Source organism: Pseudomonas sp. LBUM1647, assembly GCF_059716175.1.
In genome coordinates this window covers 2,090,174-2,109,031 of sequence record NZ_CP166809.1, presented here as the reverse complement: position 1 = coordinate 2,109,031, position 18,858 = coordinate 2,090,174, and the positions used below count along the sequence as shown (strand labels likewise).

Here is an 18,858-nt window from a genome sequence, read left to right as displayed (position 1 = left end):
CAAAATGCACACTTTTCGTTGGTCCGACGTTTGCCCAATGCACAATGAAAATTATATTCATACATGCCCCCAATGCAGCACCCCTCTTAACTGGTTGAAACTTGCCGATTACTACTGCGAGTGTGGCTTTGATCTACGCATGACCCCCACTACTGTTGTGCACGATCACTTCAGTAAAATCATTGATTGTGCCATGCATGAGAACAATGCGGCTTTTTTTGACCTGCTTATGTCTTGTATGAATGCACTTAGATTTTTGTCCACCACCAATAATCGCTCATTTCTCATGGAGATCTGCGTTAATATTGCCAACGGAAAAAAAACTGCATTTTTTAACGAAATTATTAAATTACAGGAGCAATTTCCTTCTTTACATCGTCGTGCCCTGCTTGCCCCTTTTATCCTCAGTCAAGATACAACTCTAAGCAAATATGGTATGGAGTTTCTTTTCTCCTCTCAGCAGGCGAGACCCATTAGGCACCCTACCGGATGCTGTTGCAGCGATTTACTCTTCGACGAAAAAGAACTTAAATTCGTATTTTCAACCGAACAAAACGTTACACAGTTAAAATCTGAACAACGCTGCATTTACGCTAACGAATACGCACAATCAGCACTGTACAATTGCCCGGACATGTGCGAATCTTTGATGCATCATGATGCTGTTACCTGGGATAAAATTACTAAACCTACGACCATATCACCAGAATTCAAGCTACTTAACACCAACGAAACCGCCGAATTACTACACACTACTCCAGCTAGAGTTCGAAGGCTTCTAAAGTCCGGACTACTAAAAACAGTAGTTCTTCATAAGTTTGAAGGATTTTTTACGCCATTATCCTCAGTCAGGCAGTTTAATGAGAAATACATCCTAAAATCTGAAATCCGCTCCAGAACCACATTACACGCCAAAGTAATTGATTACTTACTTTCAAATTGTGCCCCTATGAGAATAGGTTCCCCCCCGTACGTAACGAACATCCCGGTATACCGTCGAGACCATCTACCAAAGATGCTATTAAATGCGATGAACGATGTGGCAGCTAACATTATAAAACAACCGCTTGGACCAAATAACTTGGTAAATTTTGCGGAAACAGCCAAGTTATTACGCGTCAACGTTAAAGATATCAAACCAATGATTGCCTGTGGCCTGCTTAAATTATCTCATGCTCTACCTTCACGCGGATCAGTCGGGCGTGAGTATTGCACCGGTGATAGTTTAGAAGCAGCGACTATTTGGCGCAACAATCACCACTCACTGAAGGAAGTAGCACTAAAAGCAAAGTGCAGCCAACATTTAATTTATACAAGATTTATTTCAAGTGGATTCGCAAAATTTACTGAATTTAGGTGTAATCATTTTGTCTCAAATGAAACTTTAAATAAAATAAAAGCTCACTATAAAAAATATACCACACTTAATTTTCTTTGCGCAGAAACAGGATGCACTGTTAAAGCAATTTCCAGTTTGATTGCCACCAATAAAGTCCATGCACTCACCGAGTCCGACCCTGATTATATAAAAGGACAAATTGTTGTGAGTCGAACTCAAGCAAAACAAGCGATTGCGAATTTTTACTCCAAGCGCCCTTTGAGAGTTGTGATTAAACATCATAACTAGAATACCTATAACACCCGTTGCAATTTTCCCTCTCCTTCCGCTCTGCACCTTAGCTCTTTAGCTCCTTTGAGCACTGCTGCTGATCTGCAAGAAGTCACTAAAAACGATCGAAATATCGTTTAATAAAAATTTCAAACTCAAACCAGTCGTACGTCGCTACGTGCTTGTAAATTTTTTTTGCTCCATATAGGTGTATCGTCTTCACTGCCAGAGCTCACGAACCTTACCAATCTCACATTAGGTGCAAATTTAATTTTAAGAGAGATGGAAACTTCGCCGCCAACCCATTGATTTGCTGTAGCCATCGATTTTAATCATAATGAAAACTTATGCCTGCACACGGCCGTTGACTGTTTCCCCATGCGCAAACTTCTGTACCTGACCTTCTCCATGGCATTGATTGCCGCCCTTACGACCTACGCCATGTGGGCCGCGGACCGCCCGGTGGGTCATTACCTGTCGGACCTGCGTATCAACCTCGCGGTCGACCAAGGCACACCTGCCGATCGCGGCAACTTGCTGGGCATCCAGCCTGAGCTGTTTCCCACCGACTATCAAAGCCCCGAGCGCCTGCACCGCAAGCTGGCGGCTTATTTGCAGAAGGCCCAGGACCAGGGTCTGCTAAATGAAAAAACCATCGTCGTCCTGCCCGAACATGTCGGCACCTGGTTGATGGTCAGCGGCGAGAAAGATGAGCTGTACCAGGCGACCACGCTCAAGGAGGCCATGAACTGGCTGGCGGTCAGCAACCCCCTGAAGTTCGTCCGCGCGCTGATCAGCGCCAAGGGCGACAAACGTCTGGACGATGCGCACCTGCGCATGAAGGCCAAAGGCATGGCCAAGGACTACCAGGCGCTGTTTGGTGGCCTGGCGAAAGAGTTCCACGTGACGTTGGTCGCGGGCTCCATCGTGCTACCCGAGCCCAGTATTATCGACGGCACCCTGAAAATCGGCCGCGGCGCGTTGTACAACAGCAGCGTGGTGTTCGGTCGCGATGGCTTGCCGATCGGCCAACCCCAGCGCCAGATGCACCCGATTTTCGATGAACATGAAGTCATCGCCGCCAATGGCGAGCATACGCTGAACGTCGTCGACACCCCGGCCGGACGCCTGGGCGTGCTGATCGGCAGCGACAGCTGGTACCCGGACAATTACCGCAAGCTCGACGACCAGGGGGCGCAGTTCGTCGCGGTCCCGGCGTTTGTGATCGGGCGCGGCACCTGGGACAAACCGTGGCGCGGTTACAAGGGGCTGTCGACGCCTGGTTCCGTCAGCCTCAAGGCCGGGGAGCTCAGCGAAGGCCAGGCCTGGCATCGTCTGACACTCACCGCTCAACCGCCCAGCAGCCAGGCAATTGCCGGCATGAGCGTGTTCCTGCGCGGTCAGTTCTGGGATCAGGGCAGCGCCGGTCAAAGCTTTCTCAGCAGCAACGGGCAGCAGTTCGCCGACGGCAATGCCCGTGGCGCTCGTTTGCTGAACCTCTGGTTGTAACCGATGAAACCGTTGCCGATGCGCCTCGGCGATCTGTCGGTCGGCTTTGTTCATAGCCTGGCCGACGCCGTACGCAGCCACGGTGTAGACCCTCAGCCGCTGCTCGAACAGTACGGTCTCGACGCGGCTCGCCTGAGCGAAGCGAGCGCCCGGCTCTCGATCCCGCGCTACATGCGCCTGGGCCACAGCGCCATTCAACTGACCGACAACCCGGCACTTGGCCTGCGCATGGGTCAGCTCAGTCGCTTGAGCCAGGTCGGCCTGGCCGGGGTCACGGCCGCTCAGGCGCCAACGGTGCGAGAGGCCGCACGGTGCCTGATTCGCTTCGAAGCCTTGTATGGCTCCAACTATCGCGGTCAATCAAGTTTTCACGAAGACGCCCAAGGCGCCTGGCTGCGGTTTTATTCCATCAGCCCTTACAACGCCTACAACCGCTTCGTGGTGGATTCGATCATCGCGGGCTGGTTGCAGCAATTGTCCAGCATAAGCCCTGCCCCGTTGCGGGCCGAACGCATTGATATCGAGTTCGATGAGCCGGATTACCGCACGGCTTATGAAGTGCTGGGCGACTGCCCGATCCAGTTTGGCTGCGAGCACAATCAACTGCGCTTGAGCCTTGCCAGCCTCGCCCAGCGCAACCCGGAACACTGCCCGAGCACCTGGCGACACTTGCTGCAACTGTGTGAGCGGGAACTGGAGCAACTGACACGCACCCGCAGCCTGCGTGAACGCATCACTCAGTTACTGGGGCCATTGCTCAATGGTGGCCGGGAACCCGACCTGGAAGAAGTGGCGGCACGCCTGAAGCTGCCAACCTGGACCTTGCGCCGCAAACTCGCCGAGGAAGGCACGCAATTTCGCGCAATCCTCAATGACACGCGTCGCGATCTGGCCATGACCTACATCCGCGATACCGAACTGGCGTTCGGGGAAATCGCCTACCTGCTGGGCTTTGCTTCAGCCGAAGCCTTTCAACGGGCCTTCAAACGCTGGAGCGGCCAGACTCCCGGCGAGTTTCGCCGCAGTCATCGCCAATCCGCTTGACGCTTACAGCTCGGTAGCGTCTTCGGCCGGTTCCAGCGGGTCCAGTTCAAACGCCTGATACTCGAGCAGCTCTTCTTGATAATCGTCCATTTTGAATCCCCCGCAGCTCGTTGAAAAAAACGCCTGAATAAATGACCAGCGCCCCGAGCATAAAGTGCCCACGTGAAAGAAAAATGACGCAGGCACGCCGCTCAGCAGCTACTTAATAAAACGTAGCAGGCCGTCAGGAATTTATCACAGGATTTTTTCGATACAGGCCGTAGGACAACGGCCTGGGTTGACGCGGATCAATTTAAAAGCCGCTGCGGGATCTGTCGTCTGACCCGATCCCGCAGCGTCAGAGCACGATTACTGGCCAGATACAGGAATGGCCGAAATAGGCTCGGTGGGTGGAGGCAGGCTTGATTGGGGCGGCGGAGTGACCGTTTCCGTGGTCGATGCCGGCTCGCTGTTCTCGGTCGGAGCAATCGGAGCGGCTTCAGGCGGCGGTGCAACCGGCTCAGAGGCTGCTGGAGCAGCTTCGGCAGGTGCCGGCGCAGGTTCTGCAGCAGGTGCCGGGGTCGGCGCCAACGGAGCCGGTGCGGCCTTGGCTTCAGGCACGCCGAGATCGGGTTTCGGCTTATCCTTGATGTGCGCGGCCTTTTTCGCTTCCGGCGGCAGGAACAACTCGACCAGGGTGAAGAACCGCTCGTAGAACTTGGGCGACGATACGGTTTCGCTGGCGACCTTGACCATAGAGTCGTCGGACGAGCCGATTGGCATCGACACAGAACCCAGCACGCCTACACCAACGCTGGCGGAGTTGTTGGTCTTCTTCAGCGCATAACGGTCCTGCAGGGCGTTGGCGAACATGGTCGCGTGGAGCCCCTCACTGCCGTCATCGGCACAGACCACACTAAAGCTGATCTCCATGTGGGTTTCGCCGGTCTGCTGGAAGCTTTTGTGTCCGCTGACCAGTTTCGGGTCGGAGCTGGTGATGATGTAGCCCTGGCTGAGCAACGCCCGACGGGCGGCTTCGCACGTCTGCGCATCCGTCACCGGGTAGCTGCGCGAAAACGTTCCGGAGTCATCGAAGTTCTCATGCTCATAGATAGGGGCTTTCTTCGACGAGCAGCCGGCCGCGGCGGCCAGCACCAACGCCAGCCCTGCAACACGCATGGGAAATGATTTAAACATTGAACATCCTGAGGAAAACGGTCCGGGGCGTATTGTGCAACAGATCGATGCTTAGCGGAGTATCGATTAGTGTCTTAAAACAGTTACAAGTCTACTGACTGTCATTTACAGGAAAAAGTCGCACGGTAAATGCTCAGGCGACGGGTAACCCGCGCTGCTTTCGTTTCACCCATAAAAAACCCCAGCCTTTCGGCCGGGGTCTTTGTGTCGCGCAAAACTCAGTCAGGCATCAGAAGCGTTTGATCTCAGCCTGGCTTTCCAGCAGTTTGCGGTAGGCCGCAAAGTCTTGCTGGCCAATGCGCGAAGCGAGGAAGCGACGGTATTGAGCCTTCTCTTCTTCGGTCGGCGCAGCAGCTTCGTTCACGCCGTTCAGACGCACAATCACCAGGCTACCATCGGCCAGGGTCACGCTGCTGAAGGTCGGCTTGTCCTTGGCGGCAGGCTTGGGCATGCGGAATAGCGCCTGCAGCACGGTTGGGTCAACCCCTTCCTGGCCACGAGTGGCCGCCTGGGTCACTTTCCAGCTCTGGCCGTCGATCGCCTTGTCCAGCGCAGTCTTGCCATCGCGCAGGCTGACAATCAGTTCTTCAGCCTTGGTCTTGGCGGCAGCACTGGCGTGCTCCTTGGCCAATTGCACACGAATACTTGCAGCTACGCTTTCCAGCGGCAGTTGCGCAGGCTTCAGGTGCTCCTTGGCGCGCAGCACGATCACGGTTTCCGGATCGAGCTCGATGGCGGTGCTGTTGGCACCCTCATCCAGCACTTCAGGGCTGAACGCAGCCGTGATCACGGCACGGTTGGCCGCAACACCTTCGCCACCTTCACGGCCGAACGGCTTGGACGTATGAACAGTGAGCTTCAGGTCCTGCGCCGGCTGAGCCAGATCGGAGGCTTCGAACGACGAGTCTTCCAGTTGCTTGGTTGCCTCGACGAAACGCTGCTCGACCTGCTGGGTTTTCAGCTCACGGGTCAGCTTGTCTTTCAGGCTGGCGAGCGTCGGCACCTCAGGAGCTTCGACACCCAACAGTTTGATCAGGTGGAAACCGAAGTCGGTGCGGACCGGCGCCGAGACCTGATCCTTGCCCAACGCATACAGCGCTGTTTCGAAGGCTGGATCGTAGACACCAGGACCTGCGTAGCCGAGGTCGCCGCCGTTGTTGGCCGAACCCGGGTCCTGGGAGAATTCCTTGGCCAGAGCTTCGAACTTCTCGCCTTTTGCCAGACGTGCCTGGATCTCTTCGATCTTGGCCTTGGCTTGCGCTTCGGTCGTCTTGTCGTTCACTTCGATCAGAATGTGCGCGGCCCGGCGTTGTTCCGACAGGTTCGCGGTTTCTTTCTGATACGCCGCTTGCAGGTCTTCGTCTTTGACGCTGACCTGATCAAAGAAGGAAGCCTTCTTCAACTCGAGGTAATCAATGACCACCTGATCCGGCGTCATGAATTCCTTGGCGTGTTCGTCGTAGTAGGCTTTGACTTCATCGTCGGTCAGCTTCACAGCCGCCGGGTCAGCCTTGACGTTCAGGGAAGCGAAATCGCGGGTCTGTTTTTCCAGACGGGCGAATGCCAGAACCTGTGCGTCGGTGACGAAGCCGCTACCTGCCAGACCAGCGCGCAGCTGACCGATCAGCATTTCCTGAGCCAGCATCTGGCGGAATTGCATGCGGCTGTAGCCGAGTTGGCGAATAACCTGGTCGAAACGCTCAGAGCTGAACTTGCCATCAACCTGGAACTCAGGCGTTTGCAGGATCACCTGGTCCAAAGCAGCTTCGGAAAAAGCGAACTTCGAGTTTTCTGCGCCTTGCAGCAGCAGCTTGCGATCGATCAGGCCTTTGAGGGCCGATTCGCGCAGCATTTTTTCGTCGAGCAAGGAAGCATCGAAATCCTTGCCCAGCTGTTGCATGAGCTGACGGCGTTGCATATCGACCGCCTGGCTCAGCTCGTTCTGGCTGATTTCTTCACCATTGACCTTGGCCGCATCATTACGATGGGTAGTGGCCTGAAAAATGGCGTCGAAACCGGTCAAAGCCATCAGTGCAACGATGACCCCGATAATGGTCTTGGCAATCCAGCCTTGTGAATTGTCCCTGATATTCTGCAGCATGCGTCCCCCAGAAACGGTTGAACTTCAAAATTAGGCAACCGTGGAGCGTGGGTAGAATCCGGATAGAAGAAAGGCGCATCCGAGGATGCGCCTTCTCGTAACTGGCGGAGCGGACCGATGACTCGAACTTGCGAGCCTCGGCGTCTCGGATCGGCGACTCGCCGACTGGACTATCGCTCCGCTGCCAGGTCAGGCATGACCCCGACCCGGATAGGCAAAAACCTGAATCGAATTTAGTTGACAGCTTCTTTCAGTGCTTTACCGGCTTTGAAACCTGGTTTTTTAGCAGCTGCGATTTCCAGCGTCTTACCGGTCTGTGGGTTACGACCAATGCGAGCTGGACGATCAGTTACGGAGAAAGTACCGAAACCAACCAGAACAACAGAGTCGCCAGCCTTGAGAGCGCCAGTGACGGATTCGATTACAGCGTCCAGCGCACGGCCAGCAGCAGCTTTCGGGATATCAGCGGATGCAGCGATAGCATCAATCAGTTCCGACTTGTTCACTCTAAGTCCCCTTATATCTATTTGAGTATGATTCTAAGTTTTTTGGTGAAAGCAAAAACGAGTGCTGAATGGCCTACAGACACTTAAGAGCCGCTTTATAACAAGGGCTCTAAAAAGCTGTCAACAAGCCACCCAGGCAAATGCGTACTAATGCGTGCTAATTCTTTCCTTAGAGTCAGACTCGCGTTTTTCATCCTTTGCAACTATCTCTGGAGCTACATCTGGCAAGGGCTCCGGCGCGTATTGCAGCGCAATTTGCAGGACCTCGTCAATCCATTTAACCGGTTTAATCTGCAGATCTTGCTTGATATTGTCAGGAATTTCCTTCAGATCGCGTACGTTCTCTTCAGGAATGATCACCGTCTTGATTCCGCCACGGTGAGCAGCGAGCAGTTTTTCTTTCAAACCACCAATCGCCAGCACCTGACCACGCAGCGTAATTTCGCCAGTCATGGCGACGTCCGCGCGCACAGGGATCCCGGTTAATGCCGATACCAGAGCCGTGCACATGCCCACACCGGCGCTAGGGCCGTCCTTCGGGGTCGCCCCTTCCGGCATGTGGATATGCGTGTCGCGCTTCTCGTGGAAGTCCAGGGGAATCCCCAAGCTCTTCGCGCGACTGCGAACAACGGTCAGGGCCGCAGTGATCGATTCGACCATGACGTCACCCAAGGAACCTGTTTTGATCAACTGGCCTTTACCCGGTACGACTGCGGCTTCGATAGTCAGCAATTCGCCACCCACCTGAGTCCACGCCAGCCCGGTGACCTGACCGATCTGATCCTGAGATTCCGCCAGACCGTAGCGGAATTTGCGCACGCCCAGGAAGTGTTCCAGCATCTCGGCAGTTACCTTTACCGAGAAGCGTTTTTCCATTGCATGCTCTTTGACCGCCTTGCGGCAAACCTTGGCAATCTGGCGCTCCAGCCCACGTACACCGGCTTCGCGGGTGTAGTAGCGGATGATGTCGCGGATCGCTTCGGCGTCGAATTCCAGCTCGCCTTTTTTCAAACCGTTGGCAGTAATCTGCTTTGGCGAAAGGTATTTGACGGCGATGTTGATCTTTTCGTCTTCGGTGTAACCCGGCAGACGAATCACTTCCATCCGGTCCAGCAAGGCTGGTGGAATGTTCATGGAGTTCGAGGTGCAAAGGAACATCACATCGGACAGGTCGTAGTCGACTTCCAGATAGTGATCGTTGAAGTTGTGGTTCTGCTCAGGGTCGAGCACTTCCAGCAACGCCGACGCCGGATCGCCACGCATGTCGCTGCCCATTTTGTCGATTTCATCGAGCAGGAACAGCGGGTTGCGGACGCCCACTTTTGTCATCTTTTGAATCAATCTTCCTGGCATCGAACCGATATAAGTACGGCGATGACCACGAATTTCCGCTTCATCACGCACGCCACCGAGGGCCATGCGCACGAATTTGCGGTTGGTGGCGTGAGCAATCGACTCCGCCAGAGAGGTTTTACCCACCCCTGGAGGACCGACCAGGCACAACACCGGACCACGAATTTTCTTCACGCGTTTTTGCACGGCGAGGTATTCGAGGATCCGCTCTTTGACTTCTTCCAGACCATAGTGGTCTGCATCGAGAATGTCTTCAGCGCGCGCCAGATCCAGTCGCACTTTGCTCTGTGCCTTCCACGGCACCTGAACCAGCCAGTCAATATACGAGCGCACCACGGTCGCTTCCGCAGACATTGGCGACATTTGCTTTAACTTGTTCAGTTCGCCCTGGGCTTTGGCCAAGGCATCTTTCGGCAGACCAGCGGCATCGATGCGCTTTTTCAGCTCTTCGATTTCGTTGTGGCCTTCGTCGCTGTCGCCGAGCTCTTTCTGAATGGCCTTCATCTGCTCATTCAGGTAGTACTCGCGCTGGCTGCGCTCCATTTGTTTTTTGACGCGACCACGAATGCGTTTTTCGACTTGCAGCAGGTCGATCTCGGCATCCAGCAACGCCAGAACGTGCTCGACCCGGGCCGACAAATCGATGATTTCGAGGATTTCCTGCTTCTGCTCGATCTTCAGGGCCATGTGTGCGGCCATGGTGTCGACCAGGCGGCCTGGTTCGTCGATGCTGTTGAGCGACGACAGGACTTCAGCCGGGACTTTCTTGCCCAACTGCACATATTGTTCGAACTGAGCCAGCAGGCTGCGTACGAACACTTCCGACTCGCGCTCTGGCGCGTCGACTTCGTCGATCAATGAGACTTCGGCACGGCAGTGGCCGTCCACTTCGCTGAAACGCTCAACGGCGCCCCGCTGCTCACCTTCAACCAAAACCTTGACCGTGCCGTCCGGCAGCTTGAGCAGCTGTAGAACGGTAGCAATGGTACCTACGCGATAAAGTGCATCTTCACCGGGATCGTCGTCAGCAGGGTTTCTCTGAGCCAGCAGAAGGATCTGCTTGTCGCCCGTCATCGCTGCCTCGAGGGCTTCGATGGATTTCTCGCGCCCCACGAACAGCGGGATAACCATGTGCGGATAAACCACAACATCACGCAATGGCAGGAGAGGCAATTCGATGGTTGTCTTCATGATTTCGCCTCTACGGCGGCCATAAGGCCGTAAACAGATGGAAGTGAGCTTGAAACCAAGATGGGGGCTACCTTCAAAAAAAACAAGCTTAAAGAAGGTGTTAAAACGCGCAAAAAGCAAAGGGGCCCGAAGGCCCCTTCTTTATTCCAGCAGCGTGACGCTTAGGCGTCTGGCGCTGCCTTGGCAGCCGGCTCACTGTTTTCGTAGATATACAGTGGCTTGGACTTGCCTTCTATAACGCTTTCGTCGATCACTACTTTACTCACCTCGGACTGCGAGGGGATTTCATACATAGTGTCGAGCAATACACCTTCGAGAATCGAACGCAGTCCACGGGCTCCGGTTTTGCGTTCCAGGGCACGTTTGGCGACCGATTTCAGAGCGTCGGCCCGGAATTCCAGGTCCACACCTTCCATCTCGAACAGCTTGGCATACTGTTTGGTCAGAGCATTTTTCGGCTCGGTGAGAATCTGCATCAACGCAGCCTCATCAAGCTCGTCCAGCGTGGCAAGTACCGGCAGACGACCGACGAATTCCGGGATCAGACCGAACTTGACCAGATCGTCAGGCTCGACTTCACGCAGGGACTCACCGACTTTCTTGCCTTCTTCCTTGCTGCGCACTTCTGCGTTGAAACCGATGCCGCCCTTGGTGGAACGGTTTTGAATAACCTTTTCCAGACCGGAGAACGCACCACCGCAGATGAACAGGATGTTACGGGTGTCGACCTGAAGGAATTCCTGCTGCGGATGCTTGCGACCACCTTGAGGCGGAACGGAAGCGACCGTGCCTTCGATCAACTTGAGCAGGGCCTGCTGCACGCCTTCACCGGAAACGTCCCGGGTGATCGACGGGTTGTCAGACTTGCGCGAGATCTTGTCGATCTCATCGATGTAGACAATGCCCATTTGGGCCTTTTCTACGTCGTAATCGCACTTCTGCAGCAGCTTCTGAATGATGTTTTCGACATCTTCACCCACGTAACCTGCCTCGGTGAGGGTGGTTGCGTCGGCGATGGTGAACGGAACGTTCAGCAAGCGGGCCAGTGTTTCGGCAAGCAGGGTTTTACCCGAGCCTGTCGGGCCGATCAGCAAGATGTTGCTCTTGCCGAGTTCGACATCGTCATTCTTTTTGTCACGCTGGTTCAGGCGCTTGTAGTGGTTGTACACCGCTACGGCCAGAACCTTTTTCGCACGCTCCTGACCAATCACGTACTGATCAAGGATGCCGCTGATTTCTTTAGGCGAAGGCAATTTATGCGCGCTGCTTTCGGCCTGGGCTTCCTGCACCTCCTCACGGATGATGTCATTGCACAGGTCGACGCACTCGTCGCAGATAAAGACCGAGGGGCCGGCAATCAATTTGCGCACTTCATGCTGGCTTTTGCCACAGAAGGAGCAATAGAGCAGCTTGCCGTTGTCCTCGCCGTTGCGGGTGTCAGTCATTCGTTCGATCCAAATCCGATAGGCTTGCAACACAAGATGAAGGCTATTGCGGGCTTTTTCAAGCCCGCAGGTGATCGGACGCGCCGACCAACCCTATTTTGAGCTGCTTATTTTAAGCGGGGCGCTGACTGATCACTTCATCGATCAACCCGTATTCACGCGCTGCTTCTGCACTCATGAAATTATCGCGGTTGGTATCGCGCTCGATTTCTTCAAGAGTGTGCCCGCTATGCTTGGCCATCAGCGTGTTGAGACGCTCACGAATGAAGAGGATTTCCTTGGCATGGATTTCGATATCCGAAGCCTGGCCCTGGAAACCGCCCAGTGGCTGGTGAATCATCACACGCGAGTTCGGCAGGCAGTAACGCTTGCCAGGAGCACCGGCCGTCAATAGAAACGCACCCATGCTGCACGCTTGACCGATACAGGTGGTCGACACGTTTGGCTTGATGAACTGCATGGTGTCATAGATCGACATGCCCGCCGTCACCGAACCGCCCGGGGAGTTGATATAGAGATGGATGTCCTTGTCCGGGTTTTCCGCTTCAAGGAACAGCAGTTGCGCACAGATCAGGTTGGCCATGTAGTCCTCTACCGGACCAACCAGAAAGATCACTCGCTCCTTGAGAAGGCGCGAGTAGATGTCATAGGCGCGCTCGCCACGAGCAGACTGCTCGACAACCATCGGGACCAGGCCGCCTGCGGCCTGGATATCAGAGTTCTGCTGAATATACGAATTACGGAACATGCTCTGCAGTCACTCCCAAATAGTTATGTCTTGAATACGCATAAGCCAGCACGAAGGCTGGCTTATGGTGTGTACTTCTTACCGCAAAAACGATCAGTCGGCTTGTGGAGCTTCTACCGGCTTGACTGCTTCTTCGTAAGAGACCGATTTGTCGGTCACGCTAGCTTTCTGCAGAACAGTATCCACAACTTGCTCTTCCAGCACAACCGAACGGACTTCGTTCAGTTGCTGGTCGTTCTTGTAGTACCAGGACACAACCTGCTCAGGCTCTTGGTAAGCCGAAGCCATTTCCTGAATCATTTCACGAACGCGGGCTTCGTCAGGCTTGAGGTCGAATTGCTTGACCACTTCAGCCACGATCAGACCCAGCACAACGCGACGCTTGGCTTGCTCTTCGAACAGCTCGGCCGGCAGTTGCTCAGGTTTGATGTTGCCACCGAACTGCTGAACAGCCTGCACGCGCAGACGGTCAACTTCGTTGGACAGCAGAGCCTTAGGCACTTCGATCGGGTTGGTGGCCAGCAGACCATCCATTACCTGATTCTTGACCTTGGATTTGATCGCCTGACGCAGTTCACGCTCCATGTTCTTGCGAACTTCGGTGCGGAAGCCTTCCAGACCAGTTTCCTTGATGCCGAATTGAGCGAAGAATTCTTCGGTCAGTTCTGGCAGTTTTGGCTCGGAAACAGTGTTCACGGTCACGGTGAACTCAGCGGTTTTGCCTGCCAGGTCGAGGTTCTGATAGTCCTCAGGGAAGGTCAGGTTCAGAACGCGCTCTTCGCCGGCTTTAGCGCCAACCAGACCGTCTTCAAAACCAGGGATCATGCGGCCGGAACCCAGAACCAATTGAGTACCTTTGGCGGAACCGCCAGCGAACACTTCACCGTCGACCTTGCCAACGAAATCGATGTTCAACTGGTCTTCGTTTTGAGCAGCGCGATCGGCCACTTCGAAACGGGTGTTCTGCTTGCGCAGCACTTCCAGCATTTTGTCCAGATCGGCATCAGCCACGTCAGCGCTCAGGCGCTCAACCGCGATACCTTCGAAACCGGCAACGGTGAACTCAGGGAACACTTCGAAAATCGCGACGTATTCCAGGTCTTTGCCAGCTTCCAGCGATTTCGGCTCGATCGAAGGAGCGCCAGCCGGGTTCAGCTTCTGCTCAACGACAGCTTCGTAGAAAGAGGACTGGATCACGTCGCCGACCGCTTCCTGACGTGCATCAGCACCAAAACGGCGCTTGATTTCACTCATTGGCACTTTGCCTGGACGGAAGCCAGCAATCTTGGCCTTTTGGGCAGTCTGCTGCAGACGCTTGTTGACCTGAGTCTCGATGCGCTCAGCCGGCACGGTGATGCTCATGCGGCGCTCAAGAGCAGAAGTATTTTCAACAGAAACTTGCATGGATATTCCTCGTTGCACAGACGTTAGCCGGCCGTTTCCGACCCCAGAATCAAGGGCATGCATTCTAGTGGGTCAAACTCAAGAAGTCACCCTACTGAAAACGGGTAAAAAAGCAGCAGGCAATTTATAGGCGGGGACAAACGGTTGTGCCTCGCCCTGTTAGCAAATACAGCCAATCATGCCAGGGCTCTGCGCCAATCCTTCTATATATAGAAGGCATCGGCAATCCATCCCTGACAGTCGACCCCACAAGGGGACCAACGGGCGAATCAGCATCATCGAGAAACATAAATCCGACGATCCGAGCCGCCCTCTCGACCCAGAACCTGCGGCCGCTTTGAAAATTCAGATTTCTAAAACAAAAACGGCGCAGCCCTTTTCAGGTGCTGCGCCGTTTTCTGCTATTAAATAGCTACTTGTAATGGTGCGGACGGAGAGACTCGAACTCTCACACCTTGCGGCGCTGGAACCTAAATCCAGTGTGTCTACCAATTCCACCACATCCGCATCAAGCTTTTAAAGCAAAGGCGCCAGACTGTTAATCTGGCGCCTTTCTAAATATGGGGTGGACGAAGGGGATCGAACCCTCGACAACGGGAGTCACAATCCCGTGCTCTACCAACTGAGCTACGCCCACCATATTGCCATGCTGCGTTACTTGTGCCAAAGCTGCCTAATGGCGCACCCGGCAGGACTCGAACCTGCGACCATCCGCTTAGAAGGCGGATGCTCTATCCAGCTGAGCTACGGGCGCCTTGTTAATCTGTATTCTTGGACGATTACAAACTAAGTGCTTTCAGTCTCACCGAATTAAACATCAACTCTGCTCGACCTTCTTAACCAGTGCTAGGCTGTGCCCGACAAGTGCGACGAATGTTATAGGTGACCCTGAAGGTCGTCAACTCTTTTTTAAAAAAAATTCATTTAATTAAAGGGGTTAGGGGAATTTGCAGACCAAGCGCCTTTGCCCTCACCTCGTGACATGCGAGAATGCGTTCTCTTTTTTTCCCCTCTCGATGGTTAATCACGCGCAATGACTGCACAACTAATCGACGGCAAATCGATCGCCGCCAGCCTGCGCCAGCAGATCGCCAAACGCGTCAACGAGCGTCGCCAGCAAGGTCTGCGCACGCCCGGTCTCGCGGTGATCCTGGTCGGCAGCGATCCCGCCTCTCAGGTTTATGTCTCGCACAAGCGTAAAGACTGTGAAGAGGTCGGCTTCATTTCCCAAGCCTACGACCTGCCTTCCGAAACCACTCAAGAAGCGCTGACCGATCTGATCGATCGCCTGAACGACGACCCGGCGATTGATGGCGTTCTGCTTCAGCTTCCTTTACCTGAACACCTGGACGCCTCCAAATTGCTGGAACGCATTCGTCCAGACAAGGACGTCGACGGCTTCCACCCTTATAACGTCGGCCGCCTCGCCCAGCGTATTCCGCTGCTACGTCCGTGCACCCCTAAAGGCATCATGACGTTGCTGGAGAGCACTGGTGTCGATCTCTACGGGATGGACGCAGTGATTGTCGGGGCTTCCAACATTGTTGGCCGTCCGATGGCGATGGAATTGCTGCTGGCCGGCTGCACCGTGACCGTCACCCACCGCTTCACCAAGGATCTGGCAGGCCACGTCGGTCGCGCCGATCTGGTGGTGGTCGCCGCCGGCAAGCCGGGGCTGGTAAAGGGTGAGTGGATCAAGGAAGGCGCGATCGTGATCGACGTCGGCATCAACCGCCAGGAAGACGGCAAACTGGTCGGTGACGTGATCTACGACACCGCCCTGCCCCGCGCCGGCTGGATCACTCCAGTCCCGGGTGGCGTTGGCCCGATGACCCGCGCTTGCCTGCTGGAAAACACGCTGTATGCAGCCGAAACACTGCACAGCTGAGTTCGCATTTTCATTGCTGCGACGAACAAAGGAACCCCGCCATTGGCGGGGTTCTTTTTGCCTGAATTAAAATCACTACCACTCGCCGGAAACCTACTGTTTGTAGGGGTTTTCAAGGACTTTGACCTGTTCATTGATCAACCATCGACAGTTCTTCAGCCATACTCCTAAAATGCGTCGTTTTTAAAGAAACAACCCGTTACAGAACGGCTTATCCACACCTAACGAGTCTGCCAGCGTGAAAATCCGTCTTTCCATCCTGAGCCTATTTTTTGCATTTACAGGGACTTTCACCACGCCAATGGTCAACGCTGCCGACACCACTTCGGCGCCGCGAGATACGTCAACACTGAAGATCGCTTCCGGCAGCGCATTGCTGATGGATCTGCAGACCAACAAAGTTATCTATGCCAGCAATCCTGACGTGGTTGTGCCGATCGCTTCCGTCAGCAAACTGATGACCGGCCTGGTCGTGGTTGAAGCCAGGCAGAACATGGACGAATACATCTCCATCAACATCAGCGACACCCCGGAAATGAAAGGTGTGTTTTCCCGGGTGAAACTCAACAGCGAAATGCCGCGCAAGGAAATGCTGCTGATTGCCCTGATGTCCTCGGAAAACCGCGCTGCCGCGAGCCTGGCCCATCATTATCCGGGCGGCTACGTCGCGTTCATTGCGGCAATGAATGCCAAAGCGAAAGCACTGGGCATGACCAGCACACACTTCGTCGAACCCACCGGTCTCTCCCCTCGCAACGTGTCCACAGCCCGCGACCTGAGCAAACTGCTGATCGCTGCGCACAAATACCCATTGTTGACCGAGCTGAGTACCACCAAGGAAAAAACCGTCTCGTTCCGTAAACCCAACTACAGCCTGGGTTTCCGTAATACCGACCATTTGGTCAACAAGCCGAACTGGGACATCAGGCTGACGAAAACCGGCTTCACCAACGAGGCAGGTCACTGCCTGGTGCTGGTCACCAGCATGGGCAATCGCCCGGTTGCGCTGGTCATCCTCGATGCCTTTGGCAAATACACACACTTTGCCGATGCCAGCCGTATTCGCAGCTGGGTGGAAACCGGCAGGGGCACGAACGTGCCATCTGAAGCCTTGCAGTACAAATCCGACAAGAACCTCAAGCATCGTCAAAGCGGCGTGGTTGAAGCGTCGAAATAACTAAACGACAGATAAAAGAAAGCCCCGACTATTCGGGGCTTTTTTTCGTCCAGTGTTAATCATTAGGCAACGGCATCTGGTCGTCATCTGGAATGCCGTCCCCGGCACTCGGATCTCTAGTGCCGTGGGGATGCTCCGTCGGCACAACCACAGGCCTGGCCAAAGGATCCCTTAACGGGCTGTCCGGATCCAACACGGGATCTATATCATTTTCAGGGGTGGTTGGAACGCTGTCCGGACGTTTGTCGTTGAAACTCGAATCGGTAGACATACGCACCTCACTCAGGCTCAGGGTTTCAGATCGGCGAGTGGATCGTAAGGCTTCGCGGGAGCCTTGGGATTGTCGCCCGGCTTCACATCCCTGGGCGCCTTGGCAGGTCCGATGGGATCGACCTGTGGATCGGCGAGGTCCGGCGAATCTGGATCGAAGCCCAATTCATCACCCGAAGAATGCTCAGACGAGTGCGGGCCGACGGGGGTAGTGGAATGTGCCATGGGCACCTCCTTTGAGTCTGGCCCGGAGAAATCCGGGCCCTACTTTGTTAGAGGTCGGCAACGTGCAGGGGTGCCCGACAGATGACGAACGGGCTTATGGCGCGTTCAGCGCTTTCTTCGCCCTGGCGGCCGCCTGCTCCTGACCTGCCTGGGCAAGGTCGCTCGCGGCCTTGAGCCATCGCTGTTGATCGACATTGGCCGGCAGTTGATTCGGTTTCTGAATCAGCACGGCCCAGCCACCGGCATCCTTGAGCGCCGATTCAAACGAACCGAAGCCCATCAACTCCCGACGATTCATGCCCGAACGCAGCAGCACTGTCTGCTTCTGACGGTTGTACCCAGCAAGAATGGCGTAACGCGGTTCAGCCCAGAACGCCGAGCCTTCCGTGAAACGCACCATTACCGGGTAACCGGCCGCAACCTGGGTCAACAGTGCAGGCAGATTGCTGTCGAGGGGATAGACGACCATGCCGTACTCGCGAGCGAGGTTCTGCATGTTCTGCTGCAACTGGGCTTCGGCACCCGGCAAATGCAACGGTTTTTCGAGCAAGCCTGGCGTAATCACAATGCCTTGCTGGGACAACATGCTGGCCAGTACTTGCGGCCCACTCTGATTCGCCACGCCACGGTAGAACGTGCCACTGAGCTCGACTCGCTCCGGCAGGCGCTTGATTTCAGGTGCCACACTCCCCGCGCAGCCAGCCAGACCTGCAACGCAGCCAACGACCAGCACTAAAGATCGAATTCGCGAAAATACCCGCACCATCATCACTCTCTTGATTTAGACGCCAGGCATTCACGCTCCCGGCTTGGCCGTCGATCATAGGACGCCGCGCGGCAGCGGTATAGCCTTAAGCGGCAGATGATGGCATTCGATAGAGCGAACTGATTGGTCACGGCCGACCTTTGGTCAATAGCCTGAAACACAGCAGCGACTAGACTGTCATGTGCAAAGAGTGTGTGCCCGCAGCAGGGCGAAGAGGAGGCACTGATGAGCCTGACAATGACCATTGTGATGTTGATTTCTGGCTGGCTGGCCGTTGCCGCCGCCATGTTATGGGGAGTCCTGCGCATTACCCGCCGGCATCATCATCCGGCTCAGTCGACACCGGTGGCGAAATCCGATAAAACCGCTGAACCGCACGCTACCGCGCACTGAACGACACCGCTATGTAGCGCAAACAAAAACGGCCGCCTGACTCTTTCGAGCAC

At 54.9% G+C, this 18,858-nt stretch carries 15 protein-coding genes, 3 tRNA genes and 1 pseudogene; 6 read left to right on the top strand and 13 right to left on the bottom strand.

Features of this window, described 5'->3' with window-relative positions; genetic code table 11:
* Window positions 1–139: 139 nt before the first annotated feature.
* The 3 genes from ACA059_RS09520 to ACA059_RS09510 all read left to right on the top strand — a co-directional run bounded on the left by ACA059_RS09520 (window position 140) and on the right by ACA059_RS09510 (window position 4,162).
* Complete coding sequence (locus tag ACA059_RS09520; RefSeq protein ID WP_497633568.1) at window positions 140–1,627, top strand: hypothetical protein; 1,488 nt, start codon at window positions 140–142, stop codon at window positions 1,625–1,627.
* Between the two features lie 360 nt (window positions 1,628–1,987).
* The gene (locus ACA059_RS09515) at window positions 1,988–3,118 is read left to right on the top strand and encodes a carbon-nitrogen hydrolase family protein (protein ID WP_497633566.1); all 1,131 of its coding nucleotides are present in this window, start codon (window positions 1,988–1,990) and stop codon (window positions 3,116–3,118) included.
* A gap of 3 nt (window positions 3,119–3,121) precedes the next feature.
* Window positions 3,122–4,162, top strand: coding sequence for an AraC family transcriptional regulator (locus ACA059_RS09510; RefSeq protein ID WP_497633565.1), 1,041 nt, complete (start codon window positions 3,122–3,124; stop codon window positions 4,160–4,162).
* Window positions 4,163–4,510: 348 nt separating this feature from the next.
* Here ACA059_RS09510 and ACA059_RS09505 read toward each other — a convergent pair whose 3' ends face one another.
* From ACA059_RS09505 to ACA059_RS09460, 10 genes are all read right to left on the bottom strand, one after another.
* Window positions 4,511–5,338, bottom strand: a complete 828-nt coding sequence (locus tag ACA059_RS09505) for a DUF2242 domain-containing protein (protein ID WP_497633564.1) — start codon at window positions 5,336–5,338, stop codon at window positions 4,511–4,513.
* Between the two features lie 229 nt (window positions 5,339–5,567).
* Complete coding sequence (locus ACA059_RS09500; RefSeq protein WP_497633563.1) at window positions 5,568–7,439, bottom strand: SurA N-terminal domain-containing protein; 1,872 nt, start codon at window positions 7,437–7,439, stop codon at window positions 5,568–5,570.
* A 233-nt stretch (window positions 7,440–7,672) separates the two neighbouring features.
* The gene (locus ACA059_RS09495) at window positions 7,673–7,945 is read right to left on the bottom strand and encodes an HU family DNA-binding protein (protein ID WP_002552737.1); all 273 of its coding nucleotides are present in this window, start codon (window positions 7,943–7,945) and stop codon (window positions 7,673–7,675) included.
* A 147-nt stretch (window positions 7,946–8,092) separates the two neighbouring features.
* A complete protein-coding gene (gene lon / locus ACA059_RS09490) occupies window positions 8,093–10,489 on the bottom strand; it encodes an endopeptidase La (protein ID WP_027926069.1) in 2,397 nt (798 codons plus the stop codon).
* Between the two features lie 161 nt (window positions 10,490–10,650).
* A complete protein-coding gene (clpX, locus tag ACA059_RS09485) occupies window positions 10,651–11,934 on the bottom strand; it encodes an ATP-dependent Clp protease ATP-binding subunit ClpX (RefSeq protein WP_007946893.1) in 1,284 nt (427 codons plus the stop codon).
* A 112-nt stretch (window positions 11,935–12,046) separates the two neighbouring features.
* On the bottom strand, window positions 12,047–12,682 hold the full coding sequence (clpP, locus tag ACA059_RS09480; protein ID WP_046047575.1) for an ATP-dependent Clp endopeptidase proteolytic subunit ClpP: 636 nt from the start codon (window positions 12,680–12,682) through the stop codon (window positions 12,047–12,049).
* 93 nt (window positions 12,683–12,775) lie between these two features.
* Window positions 12,776–14,086 (bottom strand): trigger factor, encoded by a 1,311-nt coding sequence (gene tig / locus ACA059_RS09475; protein WP_046047576.1) that lies wholly within the window; start codon window positions 14,084–14,086, stop codon window positions 12,776–12,778.
* A 422-nt stretch (window positions 14,087–14,508) separates the two neighbouring features.
* Window positions 14,509–14,593, bottom strand: a tRNA-Leu gene (locus ACA059_RS09470).
* A gap of 54 nt (window positions 14,594–14,647) precedes the next feature.
* Window positions 14,648–14,723 (bottom strand) — tRNA-His (locus tag ACA059_RS09465).
* A gap of 40 nt (window positions 14,724–14,763) precedes the next feature.
* Window positions 14,764–14,840: transfer RNA gene (locus ACA059_RS09460), tRNA-Arg, on the bottom strand.
* Between the two features lie 279 nt (window positions 14,841–15,119).
* Here ACA059_RS09460 and folD point away from each other — a divergent pair.
* Window positions 15,120–15,974 carry a bifunctional methylenetetrahydrofolate dehydrogenase/methenyltetrahydrofolate cyclohydrolase FolD gene (folD, locus tag ACA059_RS09455; protein WP_123366162.1) on the top strand — a complete coding sequence of 285 codons (855 nt, stop codon included), beginning with the start codon at window positions 15,120–15,122 and terminating at the stop codon, window positions 15,972–15,974.
* 238 nt (window positions 15,975–16,212) lie between these two features.
* The gene (gene pbpG, locus ACA059_RS09450; RefSeq protein WP_497633562.1) at window positions 16,213–17,151 is read left to right on the top strand and encodes a D-alanyl-D-alanine endopeptidase; all 939 of its coding nucleotides are present in this window, start codon (window positions 16,213–16,215) and stop codon (window positions 17,149–17,151) included.
* A 55-nt stretch (window positions 17,152–17,206) separates the two neighbouring features.
* Here pbpG and ACA059_RS09445 read toward each other — a convergent pair whose 3' ends face one another.
* The 3 genes and pseudogenes from ACA059_RS09445 to ACA059_RS09435 form a co-directional block, all read right to left on the bottom strand.
* Window positions 17,207–17,422, bottom strand: coding sequence for a hypothetical protein (locus ACA059_RS09445; RefSeq protein WP_497633560.1), 216 nt, complete (start codon window positions 17,420–17,422; stop codon window positions 17,207–17,209).
* Window positions 17,423–17,439: 17 nt separating this feature from the next.
* On the bottom strand, window positions 17,440–17,646 hold the full coding sequence (locus ACA059_RS09440; protein WP_027925384.1) for a DUF6021 family protein: 207 nt from the start codon (window positions 17,644–17,646) through the stop codon (window positions 17,440–17,442).
* A 94-nt stretch (window positions 17,647–17,740) separates the two neighbouring features.
* A pseudogene (locus ACA059_RS09435) lies at window positions 17,741–18,470 on the bottom strand (peptidase C39 family protein).
* A 167-nt stretch (window positions 18,471–18,637) separates the two neighbouring features.
* Between ACA059_RS09435 and ACA059_RS09430 the strand changes: the two are divergent.
* The gene (locus ACA059_RS09430) at window positions 18,638–18,805 is read left to right on the top strand and encodes a hypothetical protein (RefSeq protein WP_497633558.1); all 168 of its coding nucleotides are present in this window, start codon (window positions 18,638–18,640) and stop codon (window positions 18,803–18,805) included.
* Window positions 18,806–18,858 lie beyond the last annotated feature (53 nt).

What these genes read in the sequence shown, in the direction of transcription:
- ACA059_RS09520 (WP_497633568.1), top strand. Translation starts at nt 140, where the DNA reads ATGACCCCCACTACTGTTGTGCACGATCACTTCAGTAAAATCATTGAT.
- ACA059_RS09515 (WP_497633566.1), top strand. Translation starts at nt 1,988, where the DNA reads ATGCGCAAACTTCTGTACCTGACCTTCTCCATGGCATTGATTGCCGCC.
- ACA059_RS09510 (WP_497633565.1), top strand. Translation starts at nt 3,122, where the DNA reads ATGAAACCGTTGCCGATGCGCCTCGGCGATCTGTCGGTCGGCTTTGTT.
- ACA059_RS09505 (WP_497633564.1), bottom strand. Translation starts at nt 5,338, where the DNA reads ATGTTTAAATCATTTCCCATGCGTGTTGCAGGGCTGGCGTTGGTGCTG.
- ACA059_RS09500 (WP_497633563.1), bottom strand. Translation starts at nt 7,439, where the DNA reads ATGCTGCAGAATATCAGGGACAATTCACAAGGCTGGATTGCCAAGACC.
- lon (WP_027926069.1), bottom strand. Translation starts at nt 10,489, where the DNA reads ATGAAGACAACCATCGAATTGCCTCTCCTGCCATTGCGTGATGTTGTG.
- clpX (WP_007946893.1), bottom strand. Translation starts at nt 11,934, where the DNA reads ATGACTGACACCCGCAACGGCGAGGACAACGGCAAGCTGCTCTATTGC.
- clpP (WP_046047575.1), bottom strand. Translation starts at nt 12,682, where the DNA reads ATGTTCCGTAATTCGTATATTCAGCAGAACTCTGATATCCAGGCCGCA.
- tig (WP_046047576.1), bottom strand. Translation starts at nt 14,086, where the DNA reads ATGCAAGTTTCTGTTGAAAATACTTCTGCTCTTGAGCGCCGCATGAGC.
- folD (WP_123366162.1), top strand. Translation starts at nt 15,120, where the DNA reads ATGACTGCACAACTAATCGACGGCAAATCGATCGCCGCCAGCCTGCGC.
- ACA059_RS09445 (WP_497633560.1), bottom strand. Translation starts at nt 17,422, where the DNA reads ATGTCTACCGATTCGAGTTTCAACGACAAACGTCCGGACAGCGTTCCA.
- ACA059_RS09440 (WP_027925384.1), bottom strand. Translation starts at nt 17,646, where the DNA reads ATGGCACATTCCACTACCCCCGTCGGCCCGCACTCGTCTGAGCATTCT.
- ACA059_RS09430 (WP_497633558.1), top strand. Translation starts at nt 18,638, where the DNA reads ATGAGCCTGACAATGACCATTGTGATGTTGATTTCTGGCTGGCTGGCC.